The 13,753-nt window shown below is 73.3% G+C and carries 9 protein-coding genes; 2 read left to right on the top strand and 7 right to left on the bottom strand.

Going from position 1 to position 13,753, the window contains the following annotated elements:
- Window positions 1–107 precede the first annotated feature (107 nt).
- The 3 genes from ACFWP2_RS02000 to ACFWP2_RS01990 all read right to left on the bottom strand — a co-directional run bounded on the left by ACFWP2_RS02000 (window position 108) and on the right by ACFWP2_RS01990 (window position 3,950).
- A complete protein-coding gene (locus ACFWP2_RS02000; RefSeq protein ID WP_380447270.1) occupies window positions 108–1,469 on the bottom strand; it encodes an NYN domain-containing protein in 1,362 nt (453 codons plus the stop codon).
- Between the two features lie 390 nt (window positions 1,470–1,859).
- Window positions 1,860–2,906, bottom strand: coding sequence for an aspartate-semialdehyde dehydrogenase (locus ACFWP2_RS01995; protein WP_380447268.1), 1,047 nt, complete (start codon window positions 2,904–2,906; stop codon window positions 1,860–1,862).
- Between the two features lie 114 nt (window positions 2,907–3,020).
- The gene (locus ACFWP2_RS01990; RefSeq protein ID WP_380447266.1) at window positions 3,021–3,950 is read right to left on the bottom strand and encodes a dihydrodipicolinate synthase family protein; all 930 of its coding nucleotides are present in this window, start codon (window positions 3,948–3,950) and stop codon (window positions 3,021–3,023) included.
- Window positions 3,951–4,012: 62 nt separating this feature from the next.
- Here ACFWP2_RS01990 and ACFWP2_RS01985 point away from each other — a divergent pair, with 62 nt between their 5' ends.
- Window positions 4,013–4,900, top strand: coding sequence for a LysR family transcriptional regulator (locus tag ACFWP2_RS01985; protein WP_380447264.1), 888 nt, complete (start codon window positions 4,013–4,015; stop codon window positions 4,898–4,900).
- 73 nt (window positions 4,901–4,973) lie between these two features.
- Here the strand turns inward: ACFWP2_RS01985 and dnaE are convergent, their stop codons facing one another.
- A complete protein-coding gene (gene dnaE / locus ACFWP2_RS01980; protein ID WP_380447262.1) occupies window positions 4,974–8,507 on the bottom strand; it encodes a DNA polymerase III subunit alpha in 3,534 nt (1,177 codons plus the stop codon).
- An 834-nt stretch (window positions 8,508–9,341) separates the two neighbouring features.
- On the bottom strand, window positions 9,342–10,415 hold the full coding sequence (locus tag ACFWP2_RS01975) for a hypothetical protein (RefSeq protein WP_380447260.1): 1,074 nt from the start codon (window positions 10,413–10,415) through the stop codon (window positions 9,342–9,344).
- 333 nt (window positions 10,416–10,748) lie between these two features.
- Between ACFWP2_RS01975 and ACFWP2_RS01970 the strand changes: the two genes are divergently transcribed.
- Window positions 10,749–11,528, top strand: a complete 780-nt coding sequence (locus ACFWP2_RS01970) for a VOC family protein (protein WP_380447258.1) — start codon at window positions 10,749–10,751, stop codon at window positions 11,526–11,528.
- A gap of 193 nt (window positions 11,529–11,721) precedes the next feature.
- Here ACFWP2_RS01970 and ACFWP2_RS01965 read toward each other — a convergent pair whose 3' ends face one another.
- On the bottom strand, window positions 11,722–12,831 hold the full coding sequence (locus ACFWP2_RS01965; protein WP_380447256.1) for an MFS transporter: 1,110 nt from the start codon (window positions 12,829–12,831) through the stop codon (window positions 11,722–11,724).
- A 197-nt stretch (window positions 12,832–13,028) separates the two neighbouring features.
- On the bottom strand, window positions 13,029–13,607 hold the full coding sequence (locus ACFWP2_RS01960; RefSeq protein ID WP_380447254.1) for a dienelactone hydrolase family protein: 579 nt from the start codon (window positions 13,605–13,607) through the stop codon (window positions 13,029–13,031).
- Between the last annotated feature and the right edge of the window lie 146 nt (window positions 13,608–13,753).

Here is a 13,753-nt window from a genome sequence, read left to right as displayed (position 1 = left end):
CCGGTCGGCCCAGTCGTCGGTCCGGCCGTCGGCTCGGCTCCGTCCTCGGGGCGGTTCAGCGGGCGGCCCGTCCCTCGGCCCGCCCCCGGCCCGACCGTCCGCCCGGCTCAGTCGTCGACGACCATCGACCCGCCCGGCACCCTGGCCGCCAGCTCCTTCCAGAACCCGGCCCGGATCGCGTAGCGGTCGTGCTCGTCGATCTGGTCGTCCTTGTGCGCCAGCAGCCCGAAGCGGGCGGCGTAGCGCAGCAGCTCGCCGTCCACCCGGTGCGGGATGCGCGGGTAGTCGGGCCAGAGCATGGTGAGTCTCTCGGCGTCGCCGACGCGTTCGCTCCAGCGGCGGGCGAAGACCTGCCCGACTTCGTGGGCGTCGCCGCCGATGGAGGTGATGTCCTCCTCGCGGTCGGCCCAGCGCTGCTCGGCGGTGGTGAGCTGGGCGAGGGTGGGCAGGCTGTCGCCGGCGGTGACGGCGGGTTCCGGGGCGGGCCGGTCCACCCAGCCGCGGTCGGAGGACCACCGCAGCACCGGCCCGGCCTGCGCGACGGCCCCGGTCCCGTTGACGCCGTGGCCGTTCATGCCGTGCCCGTTGGTGCCGTGCCCGTTCGTGCCGTGCCCGCTGGCCGCGTGGCCGTTGGTGCCGTTGGCGACCGGGGTGATCGGGGTGACGGAGGAGGCCCGCCCGGCCAGGTCCTTCGGTGTCGGGACGACCTTGAGCGCGGCCGCGGCCGGCTGCGGCCCTCCGTCGGCGGCGGGGTCCGCTTCCCCCGGAGCCGAAGCCGAAACGGCGGCCGCGGCGCCCGTCGCCGCGGCCGCCGCCGGACGGACCACCGGTGGCACCACGGTGGGCAGTACGGCGGGCGGGGCGGCGAGGATCTTGGCGATCTCCTGCCGGGCCCCCGGGGCCGGGAACATGCTGGAGTGCTCCCGCAGCGAGAAGGACCCCTCGATCCACTCCCGGTCCAGCACCCGCCGCTCGTCCGCCTCGCCGACCAGGTCCTCGGACTGGTTGAAGTCGCCGTCGGCGGCCTGCAGGGCCCACAGGTGGACGGCCACCCCGTGTTCCTTGGCGGTCATCATGCCGGGCAGCAGGTCCCCGTCGCCGGTGATCAGCACGACGTCGGCGCAGGCCCGGTTGCGGGCGAGTTCGGAGAGTTCGGCGTGCATCGCGGCGTCCACGCCCTTCTGCACCCAGCGCCCCTCGGCCCGGGTGAGCGCGCCGAGCCGTACGGTGACCCGGGGCAGCACCCGCAGCCGCCGGTGCTCGGGCATCGGGCGCCGGTCGGGCGCGGCGTCGAACCAGTAGATCCGCAGCAGCGGCAGGCCGGTCTCGGCCTCGGCGCGCTCGCGCAGCGCGGTGATCAGGGCCGTGTGGTCCACCGTGACCTTGGACCGGGACGGGTCCCCGGCGAGCAGGCTGGCGGCGGCGCCCAGCAGATATCCGGCGTCCACCAGGACGACACAGCGGTCCATCGCGCACCTCTTTTCGCTCGCCCTCGGAATCAGTCGGGGTGGGTCGATTCGGGAATGGGCGATCCTCCCGCCGTCCGGGCGTGCCGAGGTGAGGGGCCCCCGTCGTCGCCCGATCGTTGGGTCACCTTTTACCCGCGGTTCGCCTGCCGAACCTCGCCGGTTGTCCCGGTCCCGCAACAGCCTGCCCGAGGCGGGGCGAACGAAAGCGAAGGCGGGCCCCGTACAACGACGAGGCCCGCCCGAGGTCACGCGGCGGTGGTCCGACCGGAGGACGCCGACGGTCCGGTTCGACGGTCCGGCCCGGGGGTCCGCCCAGGGGGTCCGCCCCTTGAGCACGACCGGAGGCACCCGACCGGAGGCACCCGACCGAAGGCGCCCGACCGGAGGCGGTCAGCCCTTGAGCTCGGCGGCGACCAGCTCGGCCAGCTGGACGGCGTTCAGCGCGGCGCCCTTGCGCAGATTGTCGTTCGAGACGAACAGCGACAGCCCGTTGTCCACCGTCTCGTCCACCCGGATGCGGCCGACGTAGCTCGGGTCCCGGCCGGCGGCCTGGAGCGGGGTGGGGATGTCGGACAGCTCGACGCCGGGGGCGCCGCTGAGCAGCTCGGCGGCGCGCTCGGGGCTGATCGGGCGCTCGAAGCGGGCGTTGATCTGCAGCGAGTGGCCGGAGAAGACCGGGACGCGCACGCAGGTGCCGGCGACCTTCAGCTCCGGGATGCCGAGGATCTTGCGGCTCTCGTGGCGGAGCTTCTGCTCCTCGTCGGTCTCGTTGGAGCCGTCGTCCACGACGGAGCCGGCCAGCGGCACCACGTTGAAGGCGATCGGCCGCTGGTAGACCTTGGGCTCCGGGAACTCGACGGCCCGGCCGTCGTGGGCGAGCGCGGCGGCGCCGTCCACGACCTTGGCGGCCTGGTCCTGGAGCTCGGCGACGCCGGCCACACCGCTGCCGGAGACGGCCTGGTAGGTGGAGACGACGAGCGCGGCCAGGCCGGCCTCCTCGTGCAGCGGGCGCAGCACGGGCATGGCGGCCATGGTGGTGCAGTTCGGGTTGGCGATGATGCCCTTGGGGCGGTCCGCGATGGCCTCCGGGTTGACCTCGGAGACGACCAGCGGGACCTCGGGGTCGCGGCGCCAGGCGGAGGAGTTGTCGATCACGACGGCACCGGCCGCGGCGGCCTTGGGGGCCAGGGCCTTGGAGGTCGAGCCGCCGGCCGAGAAGATCACGATGTCCAGGCCGGTGTAGTCGGCCGTGGCCGCGTCCTCGACGGTGACCTCGGTGCCCTGCCAGGGCAGCGTGCGCCCGGCCGAGCGGGCCGAGGCGAACAGCCGCAGCTGCTCCACCGGGCCCAGTCCACCTTCACGACCAGCGCGCTCCGCCAGGATCTCGCGGACCACGCCGCCGACCTGGCCGGTGGCACCGACAATGCCGATCTTCATCTCCGACTACTCCTCTGAATGGTGCTGTTCACAGCCGCACTCTGCCCATCATGCCTTGTCACGCGGGTGGGGCGGCCTGGTGTTCCACGGTGTGAGAGGCCGACCGGACGGGCCCTAGTGGTCCAGACCACTGGCGAGGGCCAGCGCGGCGCGGACCTCCGCCTCCCCGGCCGGCAGCAGCGGCAGCCGTACGTCCGGGGTCGGAATGCGGCCCTGGGCGTGCAGCACGCCCTTGGTCACCGACGGGTTCGGCGCCGTGAAGGCGGACAGCGCCAGCCCGGTCAGCCGGTGCCCGAGCGCCCGCGCCCACGTCACGTCCCCGGCCTGCCAGGCCTCGGCCAGCTCGACGAACCGGGCGGTCGCCAGGTGCGCGGAGGCGAGGATGCCGCCGGCCGCGCCCAGCGCCAGCATCGGCGACAGGTACGCGTCCTCACCGGTGAGGAAGGCGAAGCCCTCGGGGGTGTCGGCGAGCAGCTCGGCCGCCGTCTGGTCCAGCCCGCCGGTCGCGTACTTGACGCCCACCACGCCCTCGATCGCGGCGAGTTCGCGCAGCGCGGCGGTGGAGAGCTGCTGCCCGGTGCGGTACGGGATGTGGTAGACGACCAGCGGCAGCGGGCTGCTCGCGGCCAGCGCCCGGAAGTGCGCGACCGTCCCGGCCTCGCCGGCCCGGACGAAGGACGGCGTGGTCACCAGGGCCGCCGCCCGCGGCACCCGCGCGCCGAGCGCGGCCAGCGCCTCGCCGACGCTCCGGGTGTCGCCACCGGAGGCGCCGACGGTCAACTGCGCCCCGCGCGCCGCGCAGGCGGCCGCGGCGACGTCCACCACCGCGTCCCGCTCCTCGGCGGTCAGCGCGGCCGGCTCGCCGGTGGTCCCGAGCGCGACCAGCCCGGCCGCCCCGGCGTCCAGGACCTCGTGCGCGAGCTTCTCCAGCGCGTCGAGGGCGACGGAGCCGTCGGCGGCGAAGGGGGTGATCAGGGGGACGTGGATGCCCTTGAGTTCCATGCCCACGATCCTGCGGTCGCCGATCGCCCAGGTCCAGTTCACATTTCCGACGCTTCTCGTAAGCTGAGCCGATGCTCGCCCCGAACAGGCCCTAGTCTGGACGGATGCTGGACGTCCGACGCCTGCGCCTGCTGCGCGAACTCGCCCACCTCGGCACCATCGCGGCCGTCGCCGAGGCGCTCTCCTTCAGCCCTTCGGCGGTGTCCCAGCAGCTGTCCGTCCTGGAGAAGGAGGCGGGCGTCCCGCTGCTGGAGCGCACCGGGCGGCGGGTCACCCTCACCCCGGCCGGGCTGGGCCTCGTCCGGCACGCCGAGGCGGTGCTCGCCCTGCTGGAGCAGGCCGGGGCCGAACTCGCCCAGGCCAAGCGGGGGTTGGCCGGCCCGCTGCGGATCGGCACCTACCCGTCGGCGGCCCGGGCGATCATCCCGGGGGTGCTCGCCGAACTGGCCGGCTGGCACCCGGGGCTGGAGCCGATGGTCACCGAGGTGGACCCGGCGGCCGTCGGCGCGGCGCTGCGGGCGGGCGAGCTGGACGTGGCACTGGTGCACGAGTACGACCTCGTCCCGACCGACCCGGAGCCGGGCCTGGCGGTGACCCGCCCGGTCTTCACCGAGCCCATGTACCTGGCCGCCCGCACCCCCGGCACCGTCGCCGAGCAGCGCGGCGCGCCGTGGATCATGTCCCCGCCCGACACGCTCTGCCACACCATGGCCGTCCGCGCCTGCGAGGCGGCGGGCTTCGCGCCCCGCATCCGGCACCAGATCGACGACTTCACCACCGTGCTGGCGCTGGTGGCCGCCGGTCAGGGCGTCGCCCTGGTCCCCCAGCTGGGCACGACGGGGTGCCCGCCCGGCGTCGTCCTCACCCGCCTGCCGATGTACCGCCGCACCCGCGCCGCCTTCCGCGCCGGCGCCGGCTCCCACCCGGCCATCTCCGCCTTCGTCTCCGCCCTGCACACGGCCGTCCCCGCGGCCCTGGGTACCGGCACCTGACGGACCCCCTCCCCCGGACGCGAAAGGCCCGGAGCGCCCACCACGGCGGGCACCCCGGGCCTCGGCCCGCGTCCTAGCCCGCCAGACAGCTCGGCCCGAGCAACTGCTTCAGGTCCCCGAACAGCGCCGGGTCCGACTTCACCCGGTGCCGGTCCAGCCGCAGCACCGTGGTCTTGTCGCGGCTCTCCAGCCGCACCCGCACCTCGGTGGTGCCGCGGTGGCTCCCCAGCACCTCGCCGAGCCGGGCCACCAGCGGCGGGGTGACCTTCCCGCTCGGGATGTTGATGACGATCGGCGCCTCGGCGTGCGCGTTCGACAGGTCGGGGACGGACAGTTCCATCCCCATCAGCCGCGGCACGTCCTCCCGCTTGTCCAACTTGCCGCGCACGAAGACGACGGCGTCCTCGACCAGTTGGGAGGACACCAGCTGGTAGCTGGCCGGGAAGAACATGCAGTCGATCGAGCCCGCCAGGTCCTCGACGGTCGCGATGGCCCACGCGTTGCCCTGCTTGGTCATCTTCCGCTGGAGGCCCGAGATGATGCCGCCGATGGTGACGATCGTCCCGTCCGGCCGCTCCGCGAGGTCCGCGACCGCGCAGTCCGCCTTGTCGGCGAGCACGTGCTCGATGCCGTGCAGCGGGTGCGAGGAGACGTACAGGCCGAGCATCTCCCGCTCCTGGGTGAGCAGGAAGGACTTCTCCCACTCCTCCTCGGAGAAGACGACGTCCAGGCCGAAGCTCGGCTCGTCCGCGGTGGCGTCGCCGCCGAAGAGGTCGAACTGCCCCTCGGCCTCCTTGCGCTTCACGCCGACGACGTTGTCGATCATCGGCTCGAACTGCGCGCTGAGGCCCTTGCGGGTGTGCCCCATCGAGTCGAAGGCGCCGGCCTTGATCAGCGATTCGACGGTCCGCTTGTTGCAGACCACCGACTCCACCTTGTCCAGGAAGTCGGGGAAGGACGCGAACTTCCCCTTCGCCTTCCGGGTCCGGATCATCGAATCGACCACCGGCCCACCGACGTTGCGGATGGCGGTCAGGCCGAACCGGACCAGGGTGTCACCGTGCGGGGTGAAGTCCGAGTCCGACTCGTTGACGTCCGGCGGCAGCACCTGGATGCCCATCTTGCGGCACTCGTTGAGGTAGACCGCGGACTTGTCCTTGTCGTCCTTGACGGAGGTGAGCAGCCCGGACATGTACTCGGCCGGGAAGTTGGCCTTGAGGTAGGCCGTCCAGTACGAGACCAGCCCGTACCCGGCGGTGTGCGCTTTGTTGAACGCGTAGCCGGAGAAGGGGACGAGGACGTCCCACACGGCCTGGATGGCCGCGTCGGAGTAGCCCCGCTCGCGGCAGCCCTTCTGGAAGGGGACGAACTCCGCCTCCAGGATCTCCTTCTTCTTCTTGCCCATCGCCCGGCGCAGCAGGTCCGCCTGGCCGAGCGAGTACCCGGCGAGGATCTGCGCGGCCTTCTGCACCTGCTCCTGGTAGACGATCAGGCCGTACGTCGGCCGGAGCACCTCCTCCAGGGGCTTCTCCAGCTCCGGGTGGATCGGGGTGATCTCCTGCTGGCCGTTCTTGCGCAGCGCGTAGTTCGTATGGGAGTTGACGCCCATCGGGCCGGGTCGGTACAGCGCCAGGACGGCGGAGATGTCCTCGAAGTTGTCGGGCTTCATCAGGCGCAGCAGCGAGCGCATCGGCCCGCCGTCGAGCTGGAACACGCCGAGCGTGTCGCCTCGCGCCAGCAGTTCGTACGTCGGCTTGTCGTCCAGGGGCAGATCAAGCAGGTTGATCTTGATGCCCTTGTTCTTCTCGATCGCCTTGACGGCGTCGTCCATGATCGTCAGGTTGCGCAGGCCGAGGAAGTCCATCTTGAGGAGGCCGAGGCCCTCACAAGTCGGGTAGTCGAACTGCGTGATGGTGACGCCGTCGGTGTGCCGGGTCCAGACCGGGATGTGGTCGGTCAGCGGCTCGGCGGACATGATGACGCCGGCGGCGTGCACACCGGGCTGGCGGATCAGGCCCTCGATGCCGCGCGCGGTGTCGATGACCTTCCGGACGTCCGGGTCGGTCTCGTACAGCCCCCGGATCTCGCCCGCCTCGCTGTAGCGCGGGTGCGAGGAGTCGGTGATGCCGGAGAGCGGGATGCCCTTGCCCATGACGTCCGGCGGCATCGCCTTGGTGATCCGGTCGCCCATCGCGTACGGGTAGCCGAGGACGCGCGAGGAGTCCTTGATGGCGGCCTTCGCCTTGATGGTGCCGTACGTGACGATCATGGCGACCTTGTCGGATCCCCACTTCTCCGTCACGTAGCGGATCACGTCACCGCGCCGGCGCTCGTCGAAGTCGATGTCGACATCGGGCATGGAGATGCGCTCGGGGTTGAGGAAGCGCTCGAAGATCAGGCCGTGCGGGATGGGGTCGAGGTCGGTGATGCCCATCGCGTACGCGACCAGCGAGCCGGCCGCCGAACCACGGCCGGGGCCCACCGCGATGCCCTGGCTCTTGGCCCACATGATGAAGTCGGCGACCACGAGGAAGTACGCCGGGAACCCCATCTGGATGATGGTGTCCATCTCGTACTCGGCGAGCTTCTTGTGCTCCTCGTCGTACCCGCCCGGGAAGCGCCAGTCCATGCCCTCCCAGACCTTGGACTTGAAGAAGTCCGCCTCGGACTCGAAGCCCTCCGGGATGGGGAACCGGGGCATGAGGTTCCTGAACTTGAACATGCCCTCGGTGTCGACCCGGGAGGCGACGAGGAGCTGGCTGTTGCGGCAGCCCTCCTGCCAGGCGTCCGAGGAGTCGAGGGCGTACATCTCGGCGGCCGACTTGATGTAGTAGCCGGTGCCGTCGAACCGGAAGCGGTCCGGGTCGGAGAGGTTCTTGCCGGTCTGCACGCAGAGCAGCAGGTCGTGCGCGCCGGCGTCGGCCTCGGTGGTGTAGTGCGAGTCGTTGGTGACGACCGGGGGGATGCCGAGCTTCCTGCTGATCTCCAGCAGCCCGTCGCGGACCCGCTTCTCGATGTCGAGGCCGTGGTCCATCAGCTCCAGGAAGTAGTTCTCCTTGCCGAAGATGTCCTGGTAGTCGGCGGCGGACTTCAGGGCCTCGTCGAACTGGCCGAGGCGCAGCCGGGTCTGCACCTCGCCGGAGGGGCAGCCGGTGGTGGCCATCAGACCGCCGGAGAGCTCGGAGATCAGCTCCTTGTCCATCCGGGGCCACTTCACGAGCCAGCCCTCGGCGTAGGAGCGCGAGGTCAGCTTGAAGAGGTTGTGCAGGCCCTCCTTGTTCCGGGCCCAGATGGTCTTGTGGGTGTACGCGCCGGACGCGGAGACGTCGTCCCGCTTCTGGTGCGGCTGGCCCCACAGGATGCGCTTGGTGTTGGAGCGGGACTCCGGGGCGACGTACGCCTCGATGCCGATGACGGGGGTGATGCCGGCGGCGGTGGCCTGCTTGTGGAACTCGGCGGCGCCGTACATGTTGCCGTGGTCGGTCATGGCCACGTGGGTCTGGCCGAGGCGCTCGACCTCCTTGAACATCTGCTTCAGCCGGGCGGCACCGTCCAGCATCGAGTACTCGGTGTGGACGTGCAGATGCGCGAACGGCTGGTCGCTCAAGGCGGGGCCTCCGGAGGCTCTGGTGCTGGTCGGGTGGGCCGGCGAACGTGCAGGTCACAGGGGATGCCCCTGGAAATGGATGTGGCCCGGAGCACCTCTCGGGGCCCGGACCACCACTCACACGTTCACGCGTCCACTCTAGCCCCCTCGAAGGGCCGGGAGGCCCGAGCGAGGGGGCCAACGGGACGAGGCCGGGCTCCGGGTCACGGTGGTGGTAGAGGACGTACAGGGCGTCCGTCCTGCGCTCCTCCGACGAGGCCGGGTCGGCGACGACCTCCAGGAGTTCCGCGTTCGTCAGCCCGGCCGGCGCGGGCGGCCGCCGGGGCGCGCGCTCGGGAGTCGGGATCGAGACGCCCCAGTGCTCCCACGCCTTCGCCCAGGGCGTCGGGTCGTCGTCGGCGCCGAGGCGGGCCCGCGCGACGTCGCCGAGGTCCTCCCACCACTCCACCGGCCAGCGCGCGGACACGGACTCCAGGACGGACACCCAGTGCTCGCCCTCGCGGACGTACGCCCGCAGGACGTCCCGCGCCTCGGCGGAGCCGGACAGCGCCAGCAGTTCGAGGATCCCTGCGATCTCCTCGGCGTCGTGGCCGTCCTCCGTGGTGGCCAGGGCGTCGGCCACCGGAGCGAGCGGCAGGGCCAGGTCCCGCAGGAGCCGGGCGAGGTGGACGCGGTGCTCGTCGACCAGCCGGTCCCAGCGCCAGTCCGTACGGAGGCAGGCGTGGACGGCGTCCGCGACAGCGGCGGGATCCTCGGCTGCCTGCAACGCTCCCAGACCCCGGCCGCGCTGGAGGAGGCCGAGGAGGGTGTCCACCGGCGCGTACGCCTGGCCCGTCACGGCTCGCACCGTCCCACGAGCCGCGCCCCGGCGGCCTCGCGGACCTGCGGCTCCTCCATGGGATCGTCGCGGAGGCAGGCCAGGCGGGCCCACACCTCGGGCCGGTCGGGAGCGTGGGCGACGCCGAGCAGGCGCGCTCCGGCTTCACAGTCCCACAGCGACTCGGCAAACGCCTCGGCCGTGCCTGCGGCCCCCATCGCCACCAGCGCCTCCAGATAGTCGGCGCGCTCGTACGAATGCGGAGTGCAGAGCCAGAAGCGGCGCAGCAGGGAGACGGCGTCGGCGGCCTTCGGGCCGAAGCGCGCCAGGCCGCGCGCGAGATCGTCCGGGCCGCACCAGGACCGTTCCACCCAGCACCGCTCCAACTCGGCGACCAGGACCGGGATGTCGCCCTCGTCACCGTGGGCGGCCAGCACACCGAAGCCGATCCCGGCCAGCCACGCCTGCTCCGAGGCCGCCCACTCCCGGGCCGCCGGCACGGCCTGCTCGGCCAGCCGGTCGACGGCCCTGCCCAGCAGCGGCAGCGGTCGGGTGCCGTCGGCGGCACCGAGCTCGGGCACCAGGGGGAGCAGAGCGGGCTCGGGCGAGCGGAGCGAGAGGGCCACGAGAGCGGAGGCCTTGGCTCCCTCGGGCGCCGCCGGATCGCGTAGCAGGGCCAGCAGGCCCGCGCTGTCCCGCTCCGGGTACGGATCCGGCCGCCGCACCCGGCGGCGCGCGGGCGGCTCGTCCTCCTCCGGAACGAAGTCCGGCAGCGCTGCCCGGGCGTCCGCCGAGCCGGCGAGCACTAGCAGTTCCAGCACGCCGGTGGCCCGGCCGCGGGTGTCCTCGTCCCGGGCCGTCGCCATCTCGACGACGGGCCCGAGCGGGAGTTCCAGGTCCCGGATCAGCCGGGCCAGGTAGAGGTGTCGGTCGTCCACCTGCGAGTCCCAGCGCCAGTCCCAGCGGATGCAGCCGTGGACCAGGTCGGCGGCCGAGGCCGGGTCCTCGGCCGCGAGCAGCGCGCCCTGGCCCCGGCCGCGCTGGAGGAGGCCGAGGAGGGTGGTCGGCGGCGCATAGTGGTCGCTGTGCATGGGGTCCATCGTGCCGCAGCCCCCGGCGCGCGGGCGGCGGGGGCTGGCGGGGTCAGACGTTCCCGTCAGGCGTCCTCGTCGGGCGGCGGGGCCGGCGGAGGCGCCCCGAACGACTTCGCCAGCAGAGTCGCCCATCCGACTTCCTGTGCACGCACGACCCGACCGCCCCCAAGGGTCACCACCAGCCACCCTCACTCCACGGCAGCCCCTGCCACCCGCAGGGGTCCGCCGAGTGGCGGATGCCCGGCAGCGGCGAAAGGGTGACTGGCAAGGGCCCCACCAGACCCCCAGACCCCACCGGCCCCACCAGGACCGCACCGAAAAGAGGCGAGCATGCCCGAAGTCACCACCCCGTACGCGACCGGCACCCCGTGCTGGGTCGATCTGATGGCCAAGGACCAGCAGGCCGCACTGGACTTCTACCGCGACCTCTTCGGCTGGCAGGGCCAGCCCGGCCCGGCCGAGTTCGGCGGGTACGCGGTCTGCGAGCTCGACGGCAGGGCGGCGGCCGGCATCGGCCCGGCGGTGGCTCCCGAGGGGATGCCGGAGCCTCCGACCGTCTGGACCAGCTACCTGGCCAGCACCGACGCCCAGGCCACCCAGGACGCGATCGTCGCCGCCGGCGGCACCCTGATCGTCCCGACCGTCGACGTCGGCGACCTGGGCCGGATGCTGGTCGCCGCCGACCCGCAGGGCGCGGTGTTCGGCGTCTGGCAGCCGGGCGCGTTCTCCGGCGCGAGGGTCGTCAACGAGGCCGGCGCACTGACCTGGAACGAGCTGCACACCGGCGACATCCAGGCTGCCACCGCCTTCTACGGCGAGGCGTTCGGCATCGAGATCGAGCCCCTGGACGGCGCGGACGCGTACTGGGAGCTCCGGGTCGGCGGCCGGACCGTGGGCGGCGCCACCCTGCTCGCCAACGACCCGCCCGGCACGCCGGCGCACTGGCTGACGTACTTCTCGGTGGACGACGTCGACTCCACCGTGGACGCCCTGGTCAAGCGCAACGGCACCGTCCTCGCGCCGCCCTTCGACATGATGGCCGGCCGGATGGCCGTGGTCGCCGACCCGCAGGGCGCCCCCTTCGCCATGATCAAGCCCCGGCCGCTCTGAGCCGGGCCACTTCGACCCGAGCCGCTCCGCCCCGGGCTCCCCGCGCCGTCCCGCACCGCCCGCCCGAACTCCGATCCGGGCGGGGCGGGCGGGCGGGCAGCAGGCCTCCCCGGCCGCCCCTACCGCCGAACCGCCCGCAGCCACACCGCGAGCCCGAGGCAGAGCAGGCAGGCCCCGGCCAGCACCAGCGGGATCACCACCGCCCCGCCCGACCCGCCGAGCGCCCCACCACCGACGGCACCACGGCGTTGCCCAGCATGCAGCAGAGCGTCAGCACGGAGGTCGCCTGCTGCGGGACGTCCGCGACACCGGAGACCCAGGCGATCAGGGTCGGCAGCACCGGCGCCATCGCCAGCCCGGCCAGCGGGTAGGCCACCACGGCGAGGTGCGGCACGGCGGCCAGCAGCAGCGCCGCGAGGGCTGCCGCCAGGTACCCCGGCAGGGTGGTGCGGCCCGGCAGTCGTCTGGTCAGCTGCGGGACGACCAGGCGCCCGATCGCCATCCCGGCCCAGAACCCCGAGGCCGCCGTGGTCGCCGCCTGGGTGCTCCAGCCGTCGCGCACCAGTTGGGTCGACTGCCAGGTACCGATGCTGGTCTCCATGCCCGCGTACACCAGGCCCACCAGCAGGAACGGCAGCAGCCCCAGCCCGACCCGCACGCGTCGACCGCCCCGCGGCCCCGACTCGGCCTCGGGGACGGCGAGCACCGCCCCCGCCCGTCCGACCAGGAAGCAGGGCAGCGCGCACACCGCCGCCGCCAGGGCCAGCAGCCGGATGTCCGCGTGCCCGACGGCCCCGGCGGCCAGCGGGCCCAGCATCGCGCCGATCCCGAAGACGGCGTTGAGCCGGTTGACCATCACCACGCTGTTGCCCGCGAATCCGCGCGCGAACGCCGTGTTGAGGGTGAGCGCCAGCCCGCCGTAGCCGATGCCGGTGACCGCCGCGCAGCCGAGGTAGGCGCCCCATCCGGGGCTCGCCGCCATCCCGGCCGCGCCCGCCGCGAAGACGGCGAGCAGGACGGGCGGCGCCGCCCGGACGTTCAGCCGCCGCCCGAGCAGCCCGATGCAGACGGTCGCCGCGAGCGCGCCGAGGTTGTACGCGGAGACCACCCGCCCGACCTCGTGCTCGGCGCCGAAACGTTCCCGCAGGAAGGGGAGCGAGGCGCCGAGCGAGGCGGTGAGCGAGGCGGTGAGCACACCGAGGACGAGGAACACGCCGAACGCCGAGACCGCCGCCGACCTGGCCATCACCGGCGCCTTCGGCTCCGCCGCCGCCTCCCGGGCGTCCCCCGGAGGCTTCGTCACACCCGTTCACACCCGTACCACGAGCCCCACCAGCCCCTCGGTGACCAGGCGGAACGCCCCCGGAAACGCCGGAGGCCGGGCCGAGGCACCCGCCTCGACCCGGCCTCCACGACCGCCACGGCCTTCACGGCCTTCATGGCCCTCACGGCTTCCGCGTACGTCCCGCCCCGGACCGGACGGCGCTCGCGACGGCCCTCTCAGCCGTCCAGCTCCGCGAGGAAGTCCAGCGACGCCGCCCAGGCCCGCTCGGCCGCCTCCTCGTCGTAGTCCGGCAGCTCCGGGTCGGTGAACAGGTGCCCGGCGCCCTGGTAGCGGTGCACCTCCACCTCGGCCCCGGCCCGCCGCATCCGCAGGTACCAGGCGTTCAGCCAGTCCTCCGGCTCGAACGGGTCCGGCTCCGCGATGTGCAGCTGCACCGGGATCTCGGTGGCCGCGTCCTCCCGCAGGTCGGAGGTGCCGTGCAGGAGCAGCAGCCCGCGGGCCTTCTCGTCGGCCAGCGCCAGGTTCTGCGCCACCGCGCCGCCGAGCGAGAACCCGGCGTACACCAGCCCGCCCTCGGACACCGGCGCGGCCGCCGTCACCGCCCGCCGCAGCAGCTCGTCACGGCCGCCGAGCTCCTCCTGGAACTCCTGCGCCTCCTCGACGGACTCGAAGGTCCGCCCGTCGAACAGGTCCGGTGTGTGCACGGTGTGCCCGGCGGCGCGCAGCCGCTCGGCGGCGGCGTGCACGGCGGGGCGCAGCCCGTAGGCGGAGTGGAAGAGGACGATCTGGGCCACGGTTCGGGTCCTTCACCAGGGAGGTCAGCTACCCACCCATGATCCCGCATGCCCCGCCGGTGCCCCACCGCACGCCCACGCCACCGCGCCTGCGGCACCCACGCCGACGGCACCCACGCCCACGCCGGCACGACCGCGGCGCCCAC

The sequence above is a fragment of the Kitasatospora sp. NPDC058444 genome (genome assembly GCF_042721415.1).
Lineage (GTDB): Bacteria > Actinomycetota > Actinomycetes > Streptomycetales > Streptomycetaceae > Kitasatospora.
Note: the sequence above shows the minus strand (reverse complement) of the source record. Positions and strands in the feature narration are given on the sequence as shown.